The sequence below is a fragment of the Ruegeria sp. CG4 genome (assembly GCF_056537185.1).
Window position 1 is genome coordinate 283,977 of sequence record NZ_JBQFRB010000003.1, and the last position, 22,365, is coordinate 306,341.

At 60.9% G+C, this 22,365-nt stretch carries 20 protein-coding genes; 16 read left to right on the forward strand and 4 right to left on the reverse strand.

The window, feature by feature from the left end:
- The first annotated feature begins 61 nt into the window (after window positions 1–61).
- Genes ACR0J2_RS10850 through ACR0J2_RS10890 form a run of 9 tightly spaced genes read left to right on the forward strand, consistent with a single transcriptional unit; the run spans window position 62 to window position 9,529 of the window.
- Window positions 62–2,515, forward strand: a complete 2,454-nt coding sequence (locus ACR0J2_RS10850; RefSeq protein ID WP_480812566.1) for an FAD-dependent oxidoreductase — start codon at window positions 62–64, stop codon at window positions 2,513–2,515.
- Window positions 2,515–3,597 (forward strand): alcohol dehydrogenase family protein, encoded by a 1,083-nt coding sequence (locus ACR0J2_RS10855; RefSeq protein WP_480440651.1) that lies wholly within the window; start codon window positions 2,515–2,517, stop codon window positions 3,595–3,597. The genes ACR0J2_RS10850 and ACR0J2_RS10855 overlap by 1 nt, the downstream gene beginning before the upstream one ends.
- Window positions 3,594–4,172, forward strand: a complete 579-nt coding sequence (locus ACR0J2_RS10860; protein ID WP_480812567.1) for a dimethylsulfonioproprionate lyase family protein — start codon at window positions 3,594–3,596, stop codon at window positions 4,170–4,172. The genes ACR0J2_RS10855 and ACR0J2_RS10860 overlap by 4 nt, the downstream gene beginning before the upstream one ends.
- Complete coding sequence (locus ACR0J2_RS10865; protein ID WP_480812568.1) at window positions 4,169–5,275, forward strand: mandelate racemase/muconate lactonizing enzyme family protein; 1,107 nt, start codon at window positions 4,169–4,171, stop codon at window positions 5,273–5,275. Before ACR0J2_RS10860 ends, ACR0J2_RS10865 begins: the two co-directional genes overlap by 4 nt.
- Complete coding sequence (locus ACR0J2_RS10870) at window positions 5,272–5,556, forward strand: cupin domain-containing protein (protein WP_170806027.1); 285 nt, start codon at window positions 5,272–5,274, stop codon at window positions 5,554–5,556. The genes ACR0J2_RS10865 and ACR0J2_RS10870 overlap by 4 nt, the downstream gene beginning before the upstream one ends.
- A complete protein-coding gene (locus ACR0J2_RS10875; RefSeq protein ID WP_480812569.1) occupies window positions 5,553–6,659 on the forward strand; it encodes a mandelate racemase/muconate lactonizing enzyme family protein in 1,107 nt (368 codons plus the stop codon). Before ACR0J2_RS10870 ends, ACR0J2_RS10875 begins: the two co-directional genes overlap by 4 nt.
- Complete coding sequence (locus ACR0J2_RS10880) at window positions 6,656–7,759, forward strand: mandelate racemase/muconate lactonizing enzyme family protein (protein WP_480812570.1); 1,104 nt, start codon at window positions 6,656–6,658, stop codon at window positions 7,757–7,759. Before ACR0J2_RS10875 ends, ACR0J2_RS10880 begins: the two co-directional genes overlap by 4 nt.
- A gap of 1 nt (window position 7,760) precedes the next feature.
- Window positions 7,761–9,032, forward strand: coding sequence for an aspartate aminotransferase family protein (locus tag ACR0J2_RS10885; RefSeq protein ID WP_480812571.1), 1,272 nt, complete (start codon window positions 7,761–7,763; stop codon window positions 9,030–9,032).
- A gap of 35 nt (window positions 9,033–9,067) precedes the next feature.
- A complete protein-coding gene (locus ACR0J2_RS10890) occupies window positions 9,068–9,529 on the forward strand; it encodes a phosphotransferase-like protein (RefSeq protein ID WP_480812572.1) in 462 nt (153 codons plus the stop codon).
- On the opposite strand, the gene ACR0J2_RS10895 is transcribed toward ACR0J2_RS10890, so the two are convergent.
- A complete protein-coding gene (locus ACR0J2_RS10895; protein WP_170613612.1) occupies window positions 9,474–10,307 on the reverse strand; it encodes a prephenate dehydratase in 834 nt (277 codons plus the stop codon). The two genes, ACR0J2_RS10890 and ACR0J2_RS10895, sit on opposite strands and share 56 nt — an antisense overlap.
- Before the next feature lie 119 nt (window positions 10,308–10,426).
- Between ACR0J2_RS10895 and ACR0J2_RS10900 the strand changes: the two genes are divergently transcribed.
- The 5 genes from ACR0J2_RS10900 (at window position 10,427) to ACR0J2_RS10920 (ending at window position 16,798) form a co-directional block, all read left to right on the forward strand.
- Entirely contained in the window at window positions 10,427–10,936 is a 510-nt protein-coding gene (locus tag ACR0J2_RS10900; RefSeq protein ID WP_170613798.1) for a c-type cytochrome, read from the forward strand.
- A 174-nt stretch (window positions 10,937–11,110) separates the two neighbouring features.
- Window positions 11,111–13,021 (forward strand): extracellular solute-binding protein, encoded by a 1,911-nt coding sequence (locus tag ACR0J2_RS10905; RefSeq protein WP_170806031.1) that lies wholly within the window; start codon window positions 11,111–11,113, stop codon window positions 13,019–13,021.
- Between the two features lies 1 nt (window position 13,022).
- The gene (locus tag ACR0J2_RS10910; protein ID WP_170613608.1) at window positions 13,023–14,117 is read left to right on the forward strand and encodes a microcin C ABC transporter permease YejB; all 1,095 of its coding nucleotides are present in this window, start codon (window positions 13,023–13,025) and stop codon (window positions 14,115–14,117) included.
- A complete protein-coding gene (locus tag ACR0J2_RS10915) occupies window positions 14,118–15,224 on the forward strand; it encodes an ABC transporter permease (RefSeq protein ID WP_170613606.1) in 1,107 nt (368 codons plus the stop codon). It abuts the gene before it with no gap.
- Window positions 15,221–16,798, forward strand: a complete 1,578-nt coding sequence (locus tag ACR0J2_RS10920) for an ABC transporter ATP-binding protein (protein ID WP_321251197.1) — start codon at window positions 15,221–15,223, stop codon at window positions 16,796–16,798. The genes ACR0J2_RS10915 and ACR0J2_RS10920 overlap by 4 nt, the downstream gene beginning before the upstream one ends.
- Window positions 16,799–16,818: 20 nt before the next feature.
- Here the strand turns inward: ACR0J2_RS10920 and ACR0J2_RS10925 are convergent, their stop codons facing one another.
- Window positions 16,819–18,747 carry an elongation factor G gene (locus ACR0J2_RS10925; protein ID WP_480812573.1) on the reverse strand — a complete coding sequence of 643 codons (1,929 nt, stop codon included), beginning with the start codon at window positions 18,745–18,747 and terminating at the stop codon, window positions 16,819–16,821.
- Between the two features lie 181 nt (window positions 18,748–18,928).
- Complete coding sequence (hemN, locus tag ACR0J2_RS10930) at window positions 18,929–20,284, reverse strand: oxygen-independent coproporphyrinogen III oxidase (protein WP_480812574.1); 1,356 nt, start codon at window positions 20,282–20,284, stop codon at window positions 18,929–18,931.
- A gap of 61 nt (window positions 20,285–20,345) precedes the next feature.
- Between hemN and fnrL the strand changes: the two genes are divergently transcribed.
- On the forward strand, window positions 20,346–21,089 hold the full coding sequence (gene fnrL / locus ACR0J2_RS10935; protein ID WP_170613598.1) for a transcriptional regulator FnrL: 744 nt from the start codon (window positions 20,346–20,348) through the stop codon (window positions 21,087–21,089).
- A gap of 26 nt (window positions 21,090–21,115) precedes the next feature.
- Window positions 21,116–21,370, forward strand: coding sequence for a GlsB/YeaQ/YmgE family stress response membrane protein (locus ACR0J2_RS10940; RefSeq protein WP_170613596.1), 255 nt, complete (start codon window positions 21,116–21,118; stop codon window positions 21,368–21,370).
- 57 nt (window positions 21,371–21,427) lie between these two features.
- Here the strand turns inward: ACR0J2_RS10940 and ACR0J2_RS10945 are convergent, their stop codons facing one another.
- A complete protein-coding gene (locus tag ACR0J2_RS10945; protein ID WP_170613594.1) occupies window positions 21,428–22,267 on the reverse strand; it encodes a universal stress protein in 840 nt (279 codons plus the stop codon).
- Between the last annotated feature and the right edge of the window lie 98 nt (window positions 22,268–22,365).

Sequence of the window (22,365 nt, forward strand, 5' to 3'; positions counted from 1 at the left end):
GATGGTACATTTGTGGAATTAGCCTGTCGAGCAGAAACGCGACTCGGGAAGAGGAAAAATCATGTCCGGGAATGAATTGCCGTCACAGGCCCGTGTGGTCATCGTCGGAGGCGGTGTTATGGGGGTCGGTCTGGCCTATCATCTGGCGCATGAAGGGTGGGGCGGTGATACCGTCCTGCTGGAGAAGGCTGAACTGACCAGCGGCAGCACCTGGCATGCGGCGGGCCAGATCACGCATTCGACCTCGAGCTTTGGGCTGGGCAAATGCGTGGACTACAACATCGGCCTGTATTCCGGCCAGCTGGAGGCTGAGACCGGCCAACCCGTCACATGGCATGGCTGCGGCTCGTTCCGGCTGGCCTATACCGAGGACGAGATGGACTGGTTGCGCCACACGTTGTCGGTGGGCCGGTCGCTGGGGTTCAACATCGAGCTGGTCGGCCCCGAGAAGGTCGCCGAGCTGCATCCGTTCTATAATCTCGAGGGCGTTCTGGGTGCGCTCTATACGCCAGATGACGGGCATGTGGATCCGACCAATGTAACAATGGCGATGGCGACCGGCGCGCGTCAGAAAGGCGTGCGAATCTTCCGCAATTGCCGCGCCACCAACATCACGCAGGCCGAAAATGGCGAGTGGGTGGTCGAGACCGAGTTGGGCGCAATCACCTGCGAGCATGTGGTGAACGCGGGCGGTACCTATGCCCGGCAGATGGGTGAATGGTCCGGTTTGCAACTGCCGATGACTTCGATGACCCACCATTACTTCGTGACCGAGCCGGTGCCGGAGTTCCAGAACCTGGATAAGGAGCTGCCGGTGATCCGCGATGACCGCAAGGTCTCGGGGTATATCCGGATGGAGCAGCAGCGCGGGCTGATCGGGATTTATGAGAAGGAAAACCCGAACTCGGTCTGGCACGATCATTGCCCGTGGGAATACGAGAACTGGCTGTTCGACGCGGATTACGACCGGGTGATGCCGTGGCTGGAGGAAAGCCTGAATCGCATGCCGATCTTTGCCGAGCTGGGCATTCAGCGCGATGTGCATGGGGCGATCTCGCATCCGCCGGATGGCAACCCTCTGATCGGGCCCGCGCCCGGTGTTCGGAACTACTGGTGTTGCTGCGGGACCCAGATCGGGATCGGCTGGGGGCCGGGTCTGACCCGCGAACTGGCGCGCTGGATGGTGCATGGCGCTGCTGATATTTCGATGCGCGAGTATGACCCGCGCCGGTTTGGCAGCTATGCGACCAAGGACTGGCAGGTGATCAAGGCGGAAGAGGATTACTGCCTGCGCCACGAAATCCCCTTTCCGCATTTCAACCGTCTGGCGGGGCGCCCGATCAAGCCGTCGCCACTGTATGAGCTGCTGAAATCCAAGGGTGCTGTGCACGAGGAGGTCTATGGCTTCGAACGCCCCCGCTGGTTCGCGCGGGACGGCGTGGAGCAGCGCGATCACTATTCCTTCCGCCGTACACCTGCCGATGACATGGTCGCGGCTGAAGTCAAAGCGGTGCGCGAACGCGTGGGCATCATGGATGTCACCGCCTTTACCAAGGTCGAGGTCTCGGGGCCGGATGCCTACGCCCTGCTGGACCGGCTGACCGCCAACCGGATGCCGCAGAAGGTCGGCTCGATCACGCTGACCCACATGCTGAACCGGCGTGGGCGGATCGAGTTGGAGACGACAATTGTCCGCATGGCCGAGGATCGGTTCTATCTGGTCTGCGCGGCGTTCTTCGAACAGCGCCTGCTGGATCATCTGGCGCAACAGCGCGCAGGTGAGGATGTTCAGATCACCGCATTGTCCGCAGACTGGTCGGCCCTGTCGCTGAACGGCCCCCGCTCGCGGGACGTGTTGGCGCGTTGCACCGACGCCGATCTGACCAATGCCGGGTTCCGCTGGCTTTCAGCGCAGGAGATCGCCATCGCGGGCCACAAGGTCTGGGCCTTCCGCATGTCCTATGCCGGAGAGCTGGGTTGGGAACTGCACATGCCCAACGCGGCCTGCCTGGATGTCTACAACGCGTTGTGGGTGGCAGGCGAGGCCCATGGCATCACCGATTATGGCAGCTTTGCCATGAACGTGATGCGGATGGAGAAGGCCTTCAAGGGCGCGGGTGAACTGACCAACGAGGTCACGTTGGCCGAGGCAGGCGTGCTGCGCTTTGCCCAGACGGACAAGGACTATCTGGGTAAGGACAAGACCCTGAACACTGACCTGCCCTGGGTGTGTGCATATCTCGAAATCGAGCCGGATGGTGTTGCGGATGGCCATGGTGGAGAAGCTGTGGTGCTGGACGGGCGTGTCGTGGGGTCGACCGCTTCGGTGGTCTATGGTCACACAGTCGGCAAGATCCTCGCCTTTGCCTATGTCAAACCCGACGCGGCCGCACCCGGAACCGCAGTAGAGGTCGTGATCCACGGCAAGCCCCGCGCGGGCCGGATTCTTGGTCAGCCGGCCTATGACCCCGAAAGCCTGTTGCCCCGCACAGACGCAATAATGGAGACCGCGTGATGAGCCTGCCCGATACGATGAAAGCCATGGTCACGATGGGTCACGGCGGGCTGGAGCAGATGGTGCTGCACACGGACTGGCCGCGCCCGGACCCCGCCGCCGGAGAAGTTCTGATCAAGGTCGCCGCCTGCGGTCTGAACAACACTGACGTGAACACGCGATCCGGCTGGTACTCCAAAACCGTCTCTGAGGCGACCACCGGAGGTGCTTTCGAAGAAGTCAGTGAGGACGACCCGACATGGGGCGGCGCGCCGATCACCTTCCCCCGCATTCAAGGGGCCGATATCTGCGGTGAAATCGTGGCCGTCGGTGAAGGCGTTGACCCTGCCCGTATTGGCCAACGTGTCATCACCGATGGCTGGTTGCGGGACCCTGCCGACCCGGAAAACATGGACAAAACCGGCTATTTCGGTTCGGAACGCGATGGCGGATTTGCCGAATACGCGACCACGCTTGCGGTTAACGCTGTGCCGATCAACTCGGGCCTTTCGGATGCCGAATTGGCGACGTTCTCGTGTTCTTACTCCACCGCCGAAGGCATGCTGACCCGCGCCAACGTGACCGAAAAAGACACGGTGCTGGTGCCCGGCGCGTCCGGCGGTGTTGGGGGCGCTTTGGTCCAGTTGGCCAAGCGCCGCGGTGCGCGCGTGATCGCGCTGGCGTCCGAGGCGAAGCATGCCGATGTGGCCGAACTGGGGCCCGATGTGATCCTGCCGCGCGCGCCGGAAAACCTGCGGGCGGCGCTGGGCGACGAGAAGATCACCGTGGTTGCCGATGTGGTGGGCGGGCCCTACTGGCCGACCCTGATCGACATTCTGGAACGAGGTGGTCGGTATACCTGTTCCGGCGCCATTGCGGGCCCGATGGTCGAGTTTGACCTGCGGACTTTCTATTTGCGCGACCTGACCTTTACCGGCTCGACCGTGATCGACCCGCAGGTAATGCGGAACCTCGTGAAGTATATCGAAGCCGGAGAGATCAAGCCCGCGCTGGCCGCGACCTTTCCGCTGGAAAAGTTGCGCGAGGCGCAGGCCGCCTTCATCGCCAAACAACACACCGGCAATATTGTGGTGATCCCATGACGCTTGATGACGTACTGGAAGCGGCCCGGTTGGTGCATCAGGCGCATCCTGATCTTGCCGCTTTCGGGGCCTGGCCCGATGATCTGACTCCCACAGGTCTGCAGCCTGCGCCGATACCGGCGACCGATCTGGTGCGTGACTTTGCCGAGGACGTCGGGGAGCCGACCCGCGATCTGGTCGCGGCGATCAAGGCGACGGCGCATCTGGCGCAGTGGAAGCTGACCTATACCGAAGAGGAGGTCGGCGCGGATTTCCTGAACCGCTTTGGGTACTACGAACTCTTTGGTCCGACAGGGCATTTCCACTCGACTCAGCTGCGGGGCTACGTCGCGTATTGGGGTGCCGGCCTGAACTATGATTGGCATAGCCATCAGGCTGAGGAGCTGTATCTGACTCTGGCGGGCGGGGCGGTGTTCCGGGTCGACGGAAACGAGGCCTTCGTCGGCCCTAACGAAACGCGGCATCACAAAAGCTGGCAAAGCCACGCCATGACCACGACAGAACAGCCGATCCTGACCTTTGTCCTGTGGCGCGGCGACGGGATGGGCGATCTGCCCAGAATGGACGCTGCATGAAGATCAACCGTATCCGCGTCTTCCAGACCGGGCTGCCCTATGTAGGTGGCACGTATGTCTGGGGTGCGGGCAACGCGATTGAAACCGCTATTGCGTCGGTGGTCGTGATCGACACCGATGCCGGATTGCAGGGCTGTGGGGAGTTCACGCCCTGCGGCGAGAACTACATGGTGGCGCATTCCGAAGGTGTTCCTGCACTCGCACGTCTGGTGGCACCAAAGCTGTTGGGGGAAGACCCGCGTCAGGTCGGGCGGATCGAACGGCTTCTGGATCACCTGGTACAGGGGCATGGCTATGCCAAGGCCCCGTTCGATGCGGCATGCTGGGATATTCTGGGGCAGGCCTGTGATCAGCCGGTGTGGATGCTGCTGGGCGGTAAGCTGACCGACGGTGCGCCGATGTACCGGGTGGCCCCACAAAAGGCGGTGGACGAGACCGTGGCCGAGATGGATCGCTACCGGGATCAGGGCTATCGCCAGTTTCAGGTCAAAGTCGGCGGCGATTGGGTCACCGATATTGACCGTATCCGCACCACGGTGCCGCTGTTGGAGCCGGGTGAAAAGGCGATGGCCGATGCCAATCAGGGTTGGCGCGTGGACAATGCGATCCGGGTGGCGCGTGCCACGCGTGATCTGGATTTCATTCTGGAACAGCCCTGCCGCACCTATGAAGAATGCCAGCAGGTGCGCCGTGTCGCCGAGCAGCCGATGAAGCTGGACGAATGTCTGACCGGCATCCACATGGCGCAGAGGATCGTGGCGGATCGCGGGGCCGAGATCTGTTGCCTGAAGATCTCGAACCTCGGGGGGCTCAGCAAGGCGCGGCGCGTGCGGGATTATCTGTTAGATAACCGAATTCCGGTGGTCAGTGAGGATACCTGGGGTGGCGAGATCACATCCTCGGTCGTGGCGCATTTCGCGGCCTCAACCCCGGCAGAGTATCTGCAGAACACCACCGATCTGATGAACTACAACACGCGGTCGACCGGAATCGGCGGTCCGGTGTCGCGGGATGGCAAGCTTTACGCCTCTGATACGCCAGGTCTGGGCGTAACCCCTGATTTCGAAAGCCTCGGCGCGCCGATAGAGGAGTTCCGCCTATGAGACCACAAGCAACGGCAACTCAAATGATTGACGACGCCCGTGTTCGGGTGACGCGATTTGACTTTGCGCCCGGTGGGGAAACCGGGTGGCATCGGCACGAGATGGACTATGTCATCACCGCCATCTCCGATTGCCATATGCGGCTGGAATTGCCCGATGGCTCGGTCAATGACGTGACGGTCCCGGCCGGATCCGCGTATCGGCGCGATGAAGGGGTCGAGCATAACGTTATCAATAACGGGGACAGCCCCATGTCCTTTGTCGAAGTGGAACTGAAATGAAGATCACCCGGATATCGGTCTATCACGTCGATCTGCCGTTGGAGCATCCCTATTGGTTGTCCGGCGGGCGGCTCAAGTTCGAGGTGCTTGATGCAACGCTGGTCAAAGTCGAAACGGATGAGGGCCTGGCCGGCTGGGGCGAGGGCACTCCTTGGGGCCACACGTACGTGCCCGCACACGGGCCGGGTATCCGCGCGGGAATCGAGACGATGGCGCCCTTCGTTCTGGGCCTGGATCCGCGCAAAGTGTTGGATGTGGAACGTGCCATGGATCTTGCCTTACCCGGACATCTCTATGCAAAAAGCCCGATCGACATGGCCTGCTGGGACATCGCCGGGCAGGCGGCGGGCCTGCCCATTGCCGACATTATGGGCGGCGGGTCACGAACACCGCGTCCGATTGCTTCGTCCGTGGGCGCGAAAACCGTGGAAGCAACCCGCGCGGTGATCGAACGCTATCGCAGCCGGGGCTACATCGCCCATTCGGTGAAAATTGGTGGAGATGTCGAACGCGACATTGCCCGTGTTCGCGATGTCGAAAGCATCCGGCGACCGGGTGAGATCATCCTTTATGACGTCAACCGGGGCTGGAACCGGCAACAGGCGCTGCGGGTGATGAGTGCCTGCGAGGACCTGAACGTCACGTTCGAACAACCCGGTGAGACGCTGGACGACATTGCTGCGATCTCGGGCAGACATGCCTCGCCCGTTTCGGTGGATGAAAGCCTGGTCACCCTGCAGGATGCGGCGCGCATCGCCCGGGATGGGCTTGCCGAGGTTTTCGGGATCAAACTGAACCGCGTCGGCGGCCTGACCAAGGCGGCGCGGATCCGTGATGTCGCGCTGGCCCATGGTATCGACATGTTCGTGATGGCCACGGGCGGGTCGGTTCTGGCGGACACCGAAGCGCTGCATCTGGCCGCGACCATCCCGGATGACAACTGCCACGCGGTCTGGGCCTGTCAGGATATGATCACCCTCGACATCGCTGGCGGGCGCGGTCCGCGCAACATTGATGGCCACCTGCATCTGCCTGAAACGCCCGGCCTTGGTGTTTCGCCGGACGAGGATGCGCTGGGCGATCCGGTCGGAGCCTACCAATGAGGATCACCAAGATAACGCTCTGGTCCGTCGACCTGACAAGTCACGAAACCTATCACATGGCCGAGGGCAAGACCTGCGCGACAGTCAAAAGTCATATCCTGTGTCTGGACACGGATACCGGCTTGAAAGGCTGGGGCGAGGTCTGCCCGATTCCGCATTACCTTCCCGCCTATGCCGATGGGGTTCCCGCAGCTGTGGCCGAGATGGGGTCGGAAATTCTTGGCATGTCTCCCTTCGGGGTCGATGCGCCCATGCGCAAGCTGGATGGGTTTCTGCAGGGGCATCTCTATGCCAAATCCATCGTGGATCTCGCGCTGTGGGACCTGTTTGGCAAGGCCTCGGGTCAGCCGGTCTATGCGCTGCTGGGCGGGCGGACACAGGCGGATATGCCGCTGTACCACTCGATTACCTGCATCGCGCCAGATGACATGGCGCGGATCGCCAAGACCGCTTACCAGACCGGCATTCGCCAGTTTCAGGTCAAGCTGGGCGTCGAGGGCGATTGGCAAGCCGACGCTGAGCGGCTGTCCAGGGTGCGCGAGGCCGTGGGCCCGGGACCGCTGGTTTATGGCGACTGGAATTGCGGGGCAACGCGCTTGCAGGCGACGCGTACGGGCCGGGCGGTGGCGCATCTGGATGTGATGCTGGAACAGCCCTGCAAAACGCTTGAGGACTGCGCGGCGGTGCGTCAGGCGACCGGCCTGCCGATGAAGATCGACGAAAACGCTCATGATCTGGCCTCGCTGTTGCAGGCGCATGCGCTGGGCTGCATGGATGCCGTCGCTTTGAAAATCTCGAAATTCGGCGGGCTGTCGGCCATGCGCCGGGCGCGGGATCTGACCGTGCATCTGGGGGCCGAGATTTGCGCCGAATGCACCTGGGGGTCGGATATCGTGACGGCCGCGGCGCTGCATTTCGCGGCGTCGACACCGGCTGCGTCGCTGATGAATACCTGCGACCTGTCTTCCTATGTCTCCCCGCGCGTCTGCCCGGACGCACCAAACCGTGAAAATGGCCGGATTGCCCCGCCTGAGGGTCCGGGGTTAGGTGTTACACCGGACCCGGAGGTTCTTGGCTCCCCAATATTGGAGATCGTTTGAGATGCTGAAAATCAATACTCAATCCGAATGGATCGCCCGCGCGAACGAGGTTCTTCCCGCCGGCGGGTTTGGCAATTTCGATCCGGGTATCATCATCGCCCGCGGCGAAGGCAGCCGCGTCTGGGATGAGGATGGCAAGGAATATGTCGATTACCTGATCGGCTCGGGGCCGATGCTGCTGGGCCATGGCCACCCCGAGGTGATGGAGGCCGTGCTGGAGCAATTGCCCAAGGGCATGACCTTTTTTGCCAACAATGCAAAGGGTGTCGAGCTGGCCGAAGCGATTGTTGATGCGGTGCCGTGTTGCGAGCAGATCCGCTTTGTCGCCTCGGGCGGTGAGGCGGATATGTATGCGATCCGATTGGCCCGCGCCTATACCGGTCGCGACAAGATCCTGAAATTCGAAGGCGGTTATCACGGGATGAGCGCCGAGGCGCAGATGAGCCTGGCCCCCAGCCGCGAGGTCAACTTCCCGCAGGCCGTGCCCGACAGCGCGGGTATCCCGCAGGGCGTGGCCGACCAGATGCTGATCGCGCCTTTCAACGATCTCGAGGCGGTGTCGAACCTGTTGAATGAACATGACGACATTGCAGCCATCATGGTCGAGCCGCTGCAGCGGATCATCCCGCCTGAACCGGGTTATTTGCACGGGCTGCGCGATCTGTGCGACAAGCACAGTGTTCTGCTGATCTTCGATGAGATCGTGACCGGGTTTCGTCTGGCCTATGGCGGTGCGCAGGAGAAATACGGCGTGACGCCCGATATCTGCACGCTGGGCAAGATCACCGGTGGCGGTTTTCCCCTGGCGGCTCTTGGTGCCAGCGCCGAGATCATGAAGCATTTCGACAAGGCGAAGGTGGGCGAAGAGGGCTGGCTCATGCAGTTGGGCACGCTGTCCGGCAATCCGATCGCGTCCGTGGCCGGTTTGAAAACCATGGAGGTTCTGCGCCGCGACGGTGTCTATGACAAGCTGCGCGCAACCGGAAAGGCGCTGCAGACCATGCAGTCCGAAGCGCTGAGCGCCGCCGGTATCCCACACCGGATTTGCGGCGATGAGACACTGTTCGACATCTATTTCACCGCCAACACTTGCCGGGACTACCGCAGCGCGAAACATGATGATCCCCAGCGCAACGTCGTCTACAACACCGCCTTGCGCGAGGCGGGTATCTTCAAGGCGCCGGGCAAGCTGTACCCGTCGCTGGCCGTGACCGAGTCTGATCTGGAACACACACGCGCGGCGGTGGCAAAGGCGGTTGCGGCCATCGTCTAAGGGTTTTGGCGCCCTGCGATCAGGTTTGCCCGGGCTTGCGCAATGGCCGGTGTTCTGCGCAAGTCGCATCTGAGTGGTGTCCCGGGATACCGCTCTTCAGGATCGAATCCAACAAGCTTGGCCCCCAGGAATGTCGCAGATCATATTCTGCACCCGCGGACTGGGCCGAAGCCATGAAACAGGGGCTGAAACACCATGACATGCTGTTTGTCGGCATGCATTGCCCGGTGCCTGAGCTGATCCGCAGAGAGGCCGCCCGTGGTGACCGTCCGCCCGGCAGCGCGGAACAGGACCAGCGGACAATTCACAAAGGCCGGCAATACGATCTGGAGGTCGACGCGACGGACGGGGTGGATGCCAATGTGGACGCGATCCTTGCGGCGTGGCGCAGTGGCACGCGCAAATCAGAGTTTGCGATCTTGCGTTGGGCGGCCCTGATCCTTAGCCGCGCGGCTGCGCCGCCGGGTAGACGCCCAGAATTTCAACGTTGGTCGTGAAGTGTTCCAGCTCGTCCATGGCCAATTGCACGTTGCGGTCCTCGGGGTGTCCAACGATGTCGGCGTAGAACTGGGTCGCGGTGAACGAGCCGTCGATCATGTAGCTTTCCAGCTTGGTCATGTTGATGCCGTTTGTCGCAAAACCGCCCATCGCCTTGTAAAGGGCGGCCGGGATGTTGCGCACCTGAAACACGAAGCTGGTGATCATGCCGTGATCCCCGCGTGGCGTCAGGTCGGACTGCCGGGACATGACCAGAAACCGGGTGGTGTTGTTGTCGCGGTCCTCGATATGGCGGGCCAGCACGTTCAGGCCGTAGATTTCTGCCGCAAGCTCGCTGGCAAGGGCCGCCGAATGCAGCTCGGCCTGTTCTGAAACCTCGCGCGCGGCGCGGGCGTTGTCGGGGCTGACGCGGCCGCGAATGCCGTGTTCCTTCAAAAATCCCGCGCATTGCGGCAGCAGCACCAGATGGGAATGCGCCTCGGTGATGTCTTCAAGCTTTGCGCCCGGAACGCCCAAAAGGTTGATATGGACGCGCACGAAGGCCTCATCGATGATGTGCAGCCCGCTGTGCGGCAACAGCCGGTGAATGTCGGCCACCCGGCCATAGGTCGTGTTCTCGACCGGCAGCATCGCCAGATCCGCGTCACCGGCGCGAACCGATTCGATCACATCTTCGAAAGTGCGGCAGGGCAGGGCCTCCATATCGGGGCGCGCGTTGCGGCAAGCTTCGTGGCTGTAGGCGCCGGGCTCACCCTGAAATGCGATGCGATTGGTCATTTGGTCGATTCCGTGCAACAAGTTCTTGATTTGGGCGTTTAGTCGCGGTGTCTATACCTTGCCTCTTGCAAGGGGAAGCCTTAGACACCCCGCAGACAGCTGAAATGGACTCGCGATCAATGTTCGACACGATGACAGTTACCAAGGCCGCCGCAGGCCTGTTCGGCACCTTCCTGGTGCTTCTTCTAGCCAAATGGGGGGCAGATGTTCTCTATAGTGTAGATGCCCATGGCGCCGAAGCCGCCTATGTCATCGAAACCGAAAGCTCGGGCGAAAGCGCCGACGGCGAAGAAGTGGTATTCGAGGACATGCTGGCAGCCGCCGATCCTGAAAAGGGTGCGAAGGTATTCCGCAAGTGCACCGCCTGCCATAAGCTGGAAGACGGCGCCAACGGCACTGGCCCATATCTGTACGCGATTGTGGATCGTCCGGTTGCGTCCGCCAAGGGCTTTACCGGCTATTCCGCATCCATGCAGGCCCATGGCGGCAACTGGACGCCAGAGGCGCTGGATGCCTTCCTGACAAGACCCAGCAGCTACATTTCCGGCACCTCGATGAGCTTTGCCGGCCTGAAGAAGCCGCAGGAACGTGCCGACCTGATTGCCTATCTGCAGACCATCGGCAACTGATCGGCCGATCGGATGAACCGAATTCAAAGCCGCTGCCCCGTGCAGCGGCTTTATTTTTTGTCTAAGGACAACTTCACAATCCGTTCACGCGTTCTAAACTTGCAACTTACAGTTCTGGCCTTTTAGCTGTCGGTCACAACAATGAAGACGGAAACGACCAAGAGGATGAGCACCATGAAATCCCTTCTGTCCAGTAATCTCAAATTGCACGCCCGGTCCTGGGCTGCCGTTGTGGGGGTTTCTGCCGCTCTGGTCGTGGGGGCCGCGAATCTGGCCGGGGCCGTTGAGGAGGGCGTGACGCGCAGCCACGGGTATTCCTATTTTGGCAATCTCGACTACCCGCCCGATTATCCGCATCTGAACTATGTCAATCCCGAAGCCCCCAAGGGGGGCGAGCTGTCGCTGGCGGGGTCTGGCACCTTCGACTCGCTTAATCCTTATTCGCGCAAGGGCCGCGCCGGGGCGCTGACGTCGATCCAGTATGATGCGCTGATCGACAGCGCGTCAGACAGTGTAGGGCAGTATTACGGTCTGCTTGCACACAGCATGGAGTATGATGAAGGGCGCAATTACGTGATTTTCCACATGCGACCGGAGGCGACGTTCTGGGATGGAACACCGGTGACAGCCGAGGATGTAGTCTACAGCCATCGCCTGTTCATCGAGCAGGGGTTGCCATCTTATGCGCAGGCCGTCGGTCGCATGGTTACAGGGGCCGAAGCGCTGGACGATCATACGGTGAAATTTTCCTTTAGCCCGGAAGTGACGCGCCGCGGGTTGATCGAAACGGTCGGGTCGACGCCGGTATTCTCGAAAGCCTGGTTCGAGGCTGACGAATCCCGCCGTCTGGACGAGCCCCGGCTTGAGGTTGCCGTGGGGTCCGGGCCTTACAAGCTGGACAGTTACGACATCAACCGGCGCATCGTCTACAAACGCCGGGACGATTACTGGGGCAAGGATCTGCCGATCAACGTTGGCCGCAACAACTACGACACCATTCGTATCGAGTATTTCGCCGATCAGACTGCCGCTTTCGAGGGGTTCAAGGCCGGTGAATACACCATGCGGATCGAAAGTGACCCCAAGCTTTGGGCCTCGAGCTATGATTTTCCGAAGCTGACCCAAGGAACGGTTGTCCGCGACGAGATTGCGGATGGCAGCCCGCCGACTCCTTCCGGGTTTGTGTTCAATCTGGGTAAACCGCAATTCGAAGACAAGAAAGTGCGGCAGGCGCTGGCGCTGGCCTTCAACTTTGAATGGGCCAATGAATCGCTGATGTTCGGCTTGAACGCACCGCGCAATTCCTTTGTTCAGGACACCCATATTGAGGCCAAGGGGCCGCCGGAGGGGGCTGAACTGGCCTTTCTGGAAAGCCTTGGCGATATCGTGCCGGATGAGGTTCTGAGCGAACCGGCCCTGGTGATGCACGAGTCCAGTTCGGCGCGCCTGAACGATCGGCGAAACATGCGGGCGGCCTCGAAGCTGCTGGATGAGGCTGGCTGGCCGGTTGGAGATGGCAATCTGCGCCGAAACGAACAGGGTCAGACGCTGAAGGTGAACATTCCCTATTCTTCCAGCATTCCGACCTCGACCGCGACGATGATCGAGACCTTTGTGCAGAACCTGCAGGCCATTGGTGTGGATGCAACGGCGGAAAAGGTGGATCCGTCGCAATACACGCTGCGCCGGCGCGAGCGGGACTATGACATGATCCATTCCACACAGTATGGGGCGTTCCTGTCCACCGGCGGGGGGCTCAGCCAGATGTACGGCTCGAAAGAGGCTGCGTTCAGCCTTTTCAACCCGGCTGGTCTGGCCAGCCCATTGGTGGATGCGGTGATCGAAGCCTCGTTCGATACCACGAATCAGGCAGAACAGGACGCGGCGTTGATGGCGCTTGACCGCGTGTTGCGGTATGAGTTCTTCGTGATCCCGGATGGATACGTTGCGGACTATTGGACGGCTTACTACGACATGTATGAATACCCGGAAAACCTGCCTCCGTTCAGCCTTGGTTATCTGGATTTGTGGTGGATCAATCCGGAAAAAGAGGCGGCTCTGAAAGCGAAAGGCGCGCTGCGATAACATGGGCGCGTATATTCTAAGACGCCTGTTGCTGGTCATTCCGACCCTTCTGGGCATCATGATTGTTAACTTCACGCTGGTGCAGTTCGTGCCGGGCGGGCCGGTTGAACAGATCATCGCCCAGATCGAAGGGCAGGGCGATGTGTTTGCCGGATTTGCAGGCGGTGGCGATTCCGGGGCGGCCTCGGAACCTGCCGGGGGCGCCTTTGACGACAAATATGTCGGCGCGCGGGGGCTGCCGCCTGAATTCATTGCCGAACTGGAGAAAGAGTTCGGCTTCGACAAGCCTCCGCTCCAGCGCTTTCTGAGCATGATGGGCAACTACCTGACGCTGGATTTCGGCGAGAGCTATTTCCGGTCCATCAGCGTCATCGATCTGGTGCTGGAAAAGATGCCGGTTTCGATCTCGCTGGGTCTTTGGTCGACCCTGATCGCCTATCTGGTGTCGATCCCGCTGGGCATCCGCAAAGCCATCAAGGACGGATCGACCTTTGATACCTGGACCAGCGGAACCATCATTGTGGCCTACGCCATTCCCGGTTTCCTGTTCGCCATCCTGCTGCTGGTGCTGTTTGCGGGCGGATCCTACTGGCAGATTTTCCCGCTGCGGGGGCTGACATCGGATAATTGGGACAGCCTCAGCCTGATTGGCAAGATTGCGGACTATTTCTGGCACATTGCCCTGCCGATCATTGCGCTGACGATTTCGGCGTTTGCAACGCTGACGCTGCTGACCAAGAACTCGTTCCTGGATGAAATCAAGAAGCAATATGTGATGACCGCCCGCGCCAAGGGCCTGAGCGAGCGCAAGGTTCTGTACGGTCATGTGTTCCGCAATGCGATGCTTATCGTGATTGCGGGCTTTCCGGCGGTGTTCATCGGGGTGTTCTTTGGCGGCTCGATCATCATTGAGACCATATTCTCGCTGGACGGGCTGGGACGGTTGGGGTTCGAGGCCGCGGTGGCGCGTGATTACCCGGTAATATTCGGCACGCTGTTCATCTTTGGTCTGATGGGGCTGGTGGTCGGCATCATCAGCGATCTGATGTACGTGGTGGTCGACCCGCGCATCGATTTCGAAAAGCGGGAGGGGTAAATGGCGCTGTCCCCACTCAACCAGCGCCGCTGGCGCAATTTCCGGCGCAATGGTCGCGCGTTCTGGTCGCTGATCATCTTCTCGGTACTGTTCGGCCTGTCGCTGTTCGCCGAGTTCATCGCCAACGACAAACCGATTCTGGTGAAATACCGGGGCGAGTTCTTCACGCCGGTGTTCAATTTCTACGCCGAAACCGAATTTGGCGGGGATTTCCAGACCGAAGCCATTTATCGCGACCCCGAGGTGAGATGCCTGATCGACAGCGGTGGTCTTGATCAGTGTTTTGACGACCCCGAGCGAATCATCGAAGAGATCGATGCCGGCACGTTTCAGGCGGACGGGTTCGAGCGGGGTTGGGCGATCTGGCCGCCAATTCCGTACTCCTACAATACCAGTGTCGACCGGCCGGGTGCGGCACCCCTGCCGCCGAACGGGCAGAATCTGTTGGGCACCGACGACACCAAACGTGATGTTCTGGCGCGCGTGATCTACGGGTTTCGGCTGTCTATCCTGTTCACGCTGGTCGTCACCGGCGCGGCCAGCCTGATCGGGGTGTTTGCAGGGGCCATCCAGGGCTATTTCGGCGGCTGGCTGGATCTGATCTTTCAGCGGATCATCGAGATCTGGTCCGCGACACCGTCGCTCTATGTCATCATCATCATGTTTGCGGTTCTGGGACGAAGTTTCTGGCTGTTGGTCATCCTGATGATCCTGTTCAGCTGGACCGGTTTGGTGGGCGTGGTTCGGGCGGAATTCCTACGTGCGCGCAACCTTGAATATGTCCGCGCCGCCAAGGCGCTCGGCGTTGGCAACATGACGATCATGTTCCGGCACATGTTGCCCAACGCGATGGTGGCCATGCTGACCTTCATGCCATTTATCGTTACCGGCACCATCGCAGGTCTGGCCAGTTTGGATTTTCTGGGCTTCGGCCTGCCGTCCTCGGCCCCGTCACTGGGCGAACTGACCTTGCAGGCAAAACAGAACCTGCAGGCGCCGTGGCTGGCCTTCACCGCGTTCTTCACCTTTGCCATCATGCTGTCGCTGCTGGTTTTCATCTTTGAAGGCGTGCGGGATGCGTTTGACCCCAGAAAGACGTTCTCATGAGTTTGTTGGATGTGAATAACCTCAGGGTCTCGTTCCGGCAGGACGGGCAGGTTTCCGCGGCGGTCAGGGGTGTGTCATTCACCGTCGACCGGGGCGAAACGGTCGCGCTGGTTGGGGAATCGGGGTCGGGCAAGTCTGTAACGGCGCTGAGCACGGTTTCGCTTTTGGGTGACAGCGCGATTGTCGAAGGCTCGGTCACGTATGAAGGTCAGGAAATGATCGGCGCGTCCGAGGACAGGCTGATGGATGTGCGCGGCAACGATATCAGTTTCATCTTTCAGGAGCCGATGACCTCGCTCAACCCGCTGCACACGATCCAGAAGCAGATGGCCGAGTCGCTGGCCCTGCATCAGGGTGTAACCGGCGACGAAGCGCGCGAGCGGATCGTGGAACTGCTGATCAAGGTTGGCATCCGCGACCCGAGGGATCGGCTGGACAGCTATCCGCACCAGTTGTCTGGCGGACAGCGCCAAAGGGTGATGATCGCGATGGCGCTGGCCAACAAGCCGGACATCCTGATCGCGGATGAGCCGACAACCGCGCTGGATGTCACAATTCAGGCGCAGATCCTGGAGTTGCTGGCTGACCTGCAGAAATCGGAAAACATGGGGATGCTGTTCATCACCCACGATCTGGGTATCGTGCGGCGGATCGCCGACCGGGTGTGCGTGATGAAGGACGGCGAGATTGTCGAAACCGGCGAAACCGCCGAAATCTTCGACAACCCGCAGCATCCCTACACGCGCAAGCTGCTGGCGGCGGAACCGTCGGGCGAACCCGATCCGGTGGCCGCTGATGCCGAGGAAGTGGCGCGGACGAACCACCTGAAAGTGTGGTTTCCGATTCAGCGCGGGTTCTTCAAGCGGACAGTGGGCCATGTGAAGGCCGTCAACGATGCGACGCTGTCGGTGCGCGCGGGTGAGACGCTGGGGATCGTGGGCGAAAGCGGGTCGGGCAAGACCACGCTGGCACTGGCGATCATGCGGCTGATTGCCTCTGAAGGCGGGATTACATTCCGCGATCAGGACGTGCGCCGCTGGTCGACGCGTGAATTGCGCCGCCTGCGCAAGGATATGCAGATCGTGTTTCAGGACCCGTTCGGCAGCCTCAGCCCCCGCATGACCTGCCAGCAGATCATTGCCGAGGGCTTGGCGATCCACAACGTTGACCCGCACCGCGCGCCGCGCGAACTGGTGGCCGAGGTGATGGCCGAAGTCGGTCTGGACCCGGCGGCGATGGACCGGTATCCGCACGAGTTTTCCGGCGGTCAGCGCCAGCGCATCGCCATCGCGCGGGCCATGGTGCTGCGGCCCAAACTGCTGGTGCTGGATGAGCCGACCAGCGCGCTGGACATGACGGTGCAGGTGCAGATCGTCGATCTGCTGCGCGATCTGCAAAAGAAATACGGGCTGGCCTATCTGTTTATCAGTCACGACCTGAAGGTGGTGCGCGCCATGTCCCACAACGTCATTGTTATGCGAAATGGCGACGTGGTCGAGATGGGCAGGGCCGAGGACCTGTTCGAGAATGCCCAGACCGATTACACCCGAGAACTGATCGCGGCGGCGGGCTGAGAGCAGCCCGCCACGGTGCGTCAGGCGTTGGCCGTTTCACGCGATGCCGATTTCGGCACCGGTCCGCGCAGTTCCTGATAGTGATCGAAGCTGAGTTTGACCCAGCCGGTACCGCGCGTGGCACTGGCAAGGGTGCGGTGCAGCTCATCCTCGGCCACGGCGGGAAGCTGGGCGTTGAAGATCTCCCAGCCCGAGGCATTTGGGTTGCCTTCGAAACCCAGAACCTGCCCCTGGAGCGAGCTGATCGTCGGCACCAGGTCGCCCACAAAATCCGACGGCAGGTGGATCTCGGCGTTCAGGATCGGTTGCAGGACAACGGGTTTGCCCTGCGGCAGTGCCTCGCGCACGGCATTCTTACCGGCTGTGCGGAAGGCATAGTCCGAACTGTCCACGTTGTGGTGCTTGCCATCGCTCAGCGTGACTTTGACATCGACAACGGGAAAGCCTTCGGGGCCTTCAACCAGCGCGTCTTTCGCGCCGTGTTCAACCGACGGAATGTAGTTCTTGGGAACTGCGCCGCCTTTGACAACCTCTTCGAACTGAAAGCCCGATCCGCGCGGCATGGGCGCGACCGTGATCACGACGTCAGCGAACTGACCGGCACCGCCCGATTGCTTGCGGTGTCTGTGACGATGTTCAACCGGTGTCCGGATGGTTTCGCGATAGGCAGTTTCGACCTGATCCGCCTCGATTTCGATCCCGAAGTCTTCTGCCAGCTTGGCGGTGACGCGTCGCATATGCTGAGGGCCCTGCGAGCCCAGAATCGCGTGACCGCTCAGTTCGTCCTGTTCGAGGGTCAGGCCGGGATCGATTTCGACCAGGCGGCTCAGCGCGTTGGACAGGCGTACGTCATCCCGTTCATGCGCCGGTGAGACGATCTGCCGATGCGCCGCGGGACGCGAGGTGGCCCAGTCTGGCAGAGGCGTGGCGGAGGAACTGTCGTAAATGTTGCCCGGATTGAGGTGATCGGACTTGACGGCCAGACCGATCTGACCGGCCTCAAGCGCGCCGATCTGGGTCTTGGCGTCCAGCGTGGTCAGGTTGCCGACGGTTTCGCCGCCCAACGCCTCATGCGCGGTGACGCCTTCGCCAAGACCGCGCAGCACGATGATCTTGCCGATGTGTTTTTTCACGTCGGCGAACCCGGCAATGGCGCGGGCGTTGTCTGCGGCCTCATCCCGCCCGGCGGCTATGTCGAACTCGGGCGCTTCGTGGCGCAGGGCTTTCATCAGGCGGGTCAGGCCGTTGCCGTGGCTGGCGGCGCCCAGGCAGGCGGGGATCAGCTGGTGGTTCTGCAGAACCTGTGCAGCCAGTTCAAAAACCTCTTCGTTGGGAGGCTGCTTGTCTTCAATCAGCTGTTCCAGCAGCTTGTCGTCGAAGTCGGACAGGGTTTCGAGCAATTCCGTGCGCGCTTCCTGTTCGCGGTCCTCGACCGATTGAGGCAGTTCGATCAGGGCCGAGGGCTGGCCTTCCTGATATTTCCACGCCCGCTCGGATATCAGATCAACCGCGCCGATGATGACCTCGCCGTCGCGAATGGGCACCTGCCGTAGCGCGATATGATGGGTGCAATAGGTTTGCAGGGCCGCGATGATATCGCGGATGCGGCCGTTGGGGTTGTCCATCCGGTTGATGAACAGGAAGCAGGGAATCCCGGCTTCTTCGACCAGTCTGAGATAGGGGGCGCACAGCACTGCGGCGTCCGGGTCGGGCGGAACCACCACAACCGCCGCGTCCGAGATTGCCATGGCAGGACCGACATAGGCCAGGGAATCCCCGCCGCCATCCACGTCGATGGCGCACCACGGCTCGTCCAAATAAGAAAAACCGTGCAGATGCACGGTTCCGGATACGTCGAATGTTGTTGGCCGACCATCAAGGCGGCTGATGGCCTCGACCAGGGTGGATTTGCCCGATTGACTGGGGCCGAGGACGGTGAAAACGCGCATGAGTGCTGTCCCTCTTTCAGGTTTAAGAACGACTGCGCGATATCGGCTGCCTTGCGCTGACGCGCAGGGGTCAATTGCCTGAAAACGGATCTGCCTCGGGGTTGGGGCGGCTTGCCGCCCGCGTTCTTAAGTTTGCGGAATACCCCCTGTCTGCGTCAACCCCCCCTCTGTCCGAAGTCAATCAGATGGCCGAACTGTGGCCTGCCTTGCTTAGGTCATAGGCGTCAAAGCTGCGGGCGATCATCCGGGTCAGGGCACGGGCCTCGGGCGGTATGAAAAGACCGTCCCCGGTCACCTGCAGCAACCCGTCGAACGCATCGTTGGCCGTGTTGAACATGCCCTGCAATTCCCCGGCCGAGATGTCGTGGTCCCGCAGGATTTCAGCCGAATCGATCCGGAAATCGCACATCAGCGCCTCGATCAGCCGGGCGCGCAGGATGTCCTGCCCCTTGAACAGGTGCCCGCGCGAGGTCGAGAACTGCCCGTTCCGGATGGCCTTGGTATGCGCTGAAGTTGCCGGCGCGTTCTGGGCGTACCCTTGCGGAAACTTTGAGATCGAGCTGGCACCAACGCCGATCAGAACCTCGGCCTGATCGTCGGTATAGCCTTGAAAGTTCCGTTTGAGCTTTCCGGTCTGCAGTGCACGGGTCAGCCCGTCATCCTGCGTCGCGAAATGGTCGATACCAATCTCGGCGTAATCGTCCCACATGAACAGGCGGCGCGCGGTGTCGAACAGGTCAAGCCGCTGTTCCGGCGTCGGCAGCGCGTCCGAGGGGATAAGTTGCTGGCGTTTGGCCATCCAAGGCACATGGGCATAGCCATAGAGCGCAACGCGGTCCGGGCTGAGCGACAGCAGCTTTTGTACGCTTTCGGTCATCCGGGTCTTGGTCTGATGCGGCAGCCCATACAGGATATCGGCGTTCAGGCTGGTGATGCCGCGCGCGCGGATCATGTCGATTGCTTTGCGCGTGGTGTCATAGCTTTGGATGCGGCCGATGGTTTTCTGGATTTCGTCGTCGAAATCCTGCACCCCGATCGAGGCGCGATTCATGCCGGCCTCGGCCAGAGCGTCCAACCGTGCTTCGTCGATTTCGTTCGGGTCGATCTCGACCGAGAACTCGGCGTCCGGGCCCAGCGGCACGATGTCCAGAACCCGCGCTGCCAGATCGCGCATCAAATCGGCGTTCAGCAGGGTTGGCGTGCCGCCGCCCCAGTGCAGCCGCGACAGGGTGACGCCCTCGGGCAGGCGCGCGGCCAGCAGATCAAGCTCGGCCTTCAAAACGTCGACATAGGCGATGACGGGGTTATCGGTCTGTGTTCCCTGGGTCCGGCAGGCGCAGAACCAGCACAGTCTGCGGCAAAAGGGGACATGGATGTAAAGGGACACGGCGCTTCCGGGCTGAATGCCCGAAATCCAGTCGCCAAACATGCCTGATCCCACATCGTTGTTGAAGTGGGGCGCTGTCGGGTAGCTTGTGTAACGCGGAACTTTAGCGTCAAATAGTCCAAGCTGTGCTAATTGTGGTTTCACTATCATGGCGATACCGTTAAGGGACGGCCTTCAACAAGACCTTGACTGAGATCAAGTGGAAACGCGAATGAACCTGAATTCCCAATTTGACCACTCGAATTGTGCGGACTGCCCGATCCGGCACCGTGCCGTGTGTGCCCATTGCGAACCCGACGAGCTTGTGGAACTGGAAGAGATCAAGTTCTACCGTAGTTTCGAGGCCGGGCAGACAATCATCTGGTCCGGCGATCAGATGAATTTTGTCGGCTCCGTGGTTTCGGGCATCGCCTCGCTGACGCAGACGATGGAGGATGGCCGGACCCAGATGGTGGGCCTGTTGCTGCCCAGCGACTTTGTGGGCCGTCCGGGACGCGAAACTGCGCCCTATGACGTTCAGGCCACAACTGATCTGGTGATGTGCTGTTTCCGCAAGAAACCGTTCGAAGAATTGATGAGCACAACCCCGCATATCGCGCACCGGCTGCTGCAGATGACGCTGGATGAGCTGGACGCGGCCCGCGAGTGGATGCTTGTCCTTGGGCGCAAAACCGCGCGCGAGAAGATTGCCAGCCTGTTGTCGATCATCGCGCGGCGCGATGCTTCGGTGGCCCAGAAAAGCAACTCCGGTCCAATGGTGTTTGATCTGCCGCTCACGCGTGAGGCGATGGCGGATTATCTGGGGCTTACACTGGAAACGGTCAGCCGCCAGATGTCGGCGCTGAAAAAGGACGGCGTCATTACACTGGACGGAAAACGCCACGTGACCATTCCGGACATGGCGCGCCTCATGGATGAGGCCGGCGATGATGCGGACGGCGGTTTTCTGGTCTGACACCCGATACGCAAAAGGAGATTCGGATGGAGTTCACCAGCCTGCTTGCAATGTTGTTCATCGGCGCAATCGCCGGATGGCTTTCAGGCAAGATCATGGAAGGCCGGGGTTTTGGCCTGTTCGGCAATATCATCATCGGGATCGTCGGCGCGTTTCTTGCGGGCGCGATTTTCCCGGCCTTGGGCTTTTCGGTTGGCGGTGGGCTATTCTCGTCGATCTTTTTCGCAACCATCGGTGCGGTGATCCTGCTGTTCGTGATCGGCCTGATCCGGCGCAACTAGTTTAGAATACTGCCCCAATGAAAGGGGCAGTATCTGCAAGCCGCACGTCCCTTCGGATCAATGGGCCAAAAAGACCGGCACAACGGATTGTTCCAGCATGTTGCGGGTGGCACCGCCCAAAATGGCCTCGCGGAACCGCGAATGGCCATAAGCGCCCATGACGATCAGGTCAGCCTCGGTATCGCCAGCATGGCGGTTGAGGATGTCCGAGACGCGGGTCATGGTTTTGCTCAGCACGTCAATTTCGCATTTCACCCCGTGCCGGGCCAGCATTTGTGACAACAATCCGCCCGGGTCCGAGCGGTCTGGTCCGTGGCGCGGCGGATCGATGACGACGATGCGCACCAGGTCCGCCTGTTTCAGGAAGGGCAGGGCGCGGCGGATGGCCCGCATGGCCTCGACGCTTTCATTCCATCCGATCAGAACGGTTTTTGGTTTCTCGAACGGCGTCACATCATCGGGCACAACCAGAACCGGTGCGTGGCCTTCGAACATGGCGGCTTCAATGATGGGCTCGGCCTCGGCCGCGCGATCCTCGCCATATGGCTGCGGCAGCACAACCAGATCGGAAAACCGTGCGCGATGGGCCACGTGGCGGCCGATATCGGCAATCTGGGCCACGCCGTTTTCCGCGGACCAGCGGATCCCGGTTTTGCCCAGGTAGTTCTTTGCATACTCCAGAACAGCGTCGGAATCGGCATTGGCGCGGCTGAGCGTCTCCTGAAGGATCAAGGCGTTTGCGCCAGCGTAATAGTAGCCGGTCTGGCTACGATCAACGCCGAGACACAGGGCTTCGACATGCGCGTCCTGCGCGTTTGCCAGAGCTACAAGCTGGGCCAGTGCCGCGTTCGCCTGCTTTGTCTCTGTCATGACTGTTAGAAGGGATTTGTAAGCCATTTTGACCTCACTCGATGTGCGCGGGGGGCAAGCTGCGACCAGTTAACCCACTCAATTGTTTATCACTGCCACGGAAAACAGGCTATTGTCTTGACACA

What these genes read in the sequence shown, in the direction of transcription:
- ACR0J2_RS10850 (WP_480812566.1), top strand. Translation starts at nt 62, where the DNA reads ATGTCCGGGAATGAATTGCCGTCACAGGCCCGTGTGGTCATCGTCGGA.
- ACR0J2_RS10855 (WP_480440651.1), top strand. Translation starts at nt 2,515, where the DNA reads ATGAGCCTGCCCGATACGATGAAAGCCATGGTCACGATGGGTCACGGC.
- ACR0J2_RS10860 (WP_480812567.1), top strand. Translation starts at nt 3,594, where the DNA reads ATGACGCTTGATGACGTACTGGAAGCGGCCCGGTTGGTGCATCAGGCG.
- ACR0J2_RS10865 (WP_480812568.1), top strand. Translation starts at nt 4,169, where the DNA reads ATGAAGATCAACCGTATCCGCGTCTTCCAGACCGGGCTGCCCTATGTA.
- ACR0J2_RS10870 (WP_170806027.1), top strand. Translation starts at nt 5,272, where the DNA reads ATGAGACCACAAGCAACGGCAACTCAAATGATTGACGACGCCCGTGTT.
- ACR0J2_RS10875 (WP_480812569.1), top strand. Translation starts at nt 5,553, where the DNA reads ATGAAGATCACCCGGATATCGGTCTATCACGTCGATCTGCCGTTGGAG.
- ACR0J2_RS10880 (WP_480812570.1), top strand. Translation starts at nt 6,656, where the DNA reads ATGAGGATCACCAAGATAACGCTCTGGTCCGTCGACCTGACAAGTCAC.
- ACR0J2_RS10885 (WP_480812571.1), top strand. Translation starts at nt 7,761, where the DNA reads ATGCTGAAAATCAATACTCAATCCGAATGGATCGCCCGCGCGAACGAG.
- ACR0J2_RS10895 (WP_170613612.1), bottom strand. Translation starts at nt 10,307, where the DNA reads ATGACCAATCGCATCGCATTTCAGGGTGAGCCCGGCGCCTACAGCCAC.
- ACR0J2_RS10900 (WP_170613798.1), top strand. Translation starts at nt 10,427, where the DNA reads ATGTTCGACACGATGACAGTTACCAAGGCCGCCGCAGGCCTGTTCGGC.
- ACR0J2_RS10905 (WP_170806031.1), top strand. Translation starts at nt 11,111, where the DNA reads ATGAAATCCCTTCTGTCCAGTAATCTCAAATTGCACGCCCGGTCCTGG.
- ACR0J2_RS10910 (WP_170613608.1), top strand. Translation starts at nt 13,023, where the DNA reads ATGGGCGCGTATATTCTAAGACGCCTGTTGCTGGTCATTCCGACCCTT.
- ACR0J2_RS10915 (WP_170613606.1), top strand. Translation starts at nt 14,118, where the DNA reads ATGGCGCTGTCCCCACTCAACCAGCGCCGCTGGCGCAATTTCCGGCGC.
- ACR0J2_RS10920 (WP_321251197.1), top strand. Translation starts at nt 15,221, where the DNA reads ATGAGTTTGTTGGATGTGAATAACCTCAGGGTCTCGTTCCGGCAGGAC.
- ACR0J2_RS10925 (WP_480812573.1), bottom strand. Translation starts at nt 18,747, where the DNA reads ATGCGCGTTTTCACCGTCCTCGGCCCCAGTCAATCGGGCAAATCCACC.
- hemN (WP_480812574.1), bottom strand. Translation starts at nt 20,284, where the DNA reads ATGATAGTGAAACCACAATTAGCACAGCTTGGACTATTTGACGCTAAA.
- fnrL (WP_170613598.1), top strand. Translation starts at nt 20,346, where the DNA reads ATGAACCTGAATTCCCAATTTGACCACTCGAATTGTGCGGACTGCCCG.
- ACR0J2_RS10940 (WP_170613596.1), top strand. Translation starts at nt 21,116, where the DNA reads ATGGAGTTCACCAGCCTGCTTGCAATGTTGTTCATCGGCGCAATCGCC.
- ACR0J2_RS10945 (WP_170613594.1), bottom strand. Translation starts at nt 22,267, where the DNA reads ATGGCTTACAAATCCCTTCTAACAGTCATGACAGAGACAAAGCAGGCG.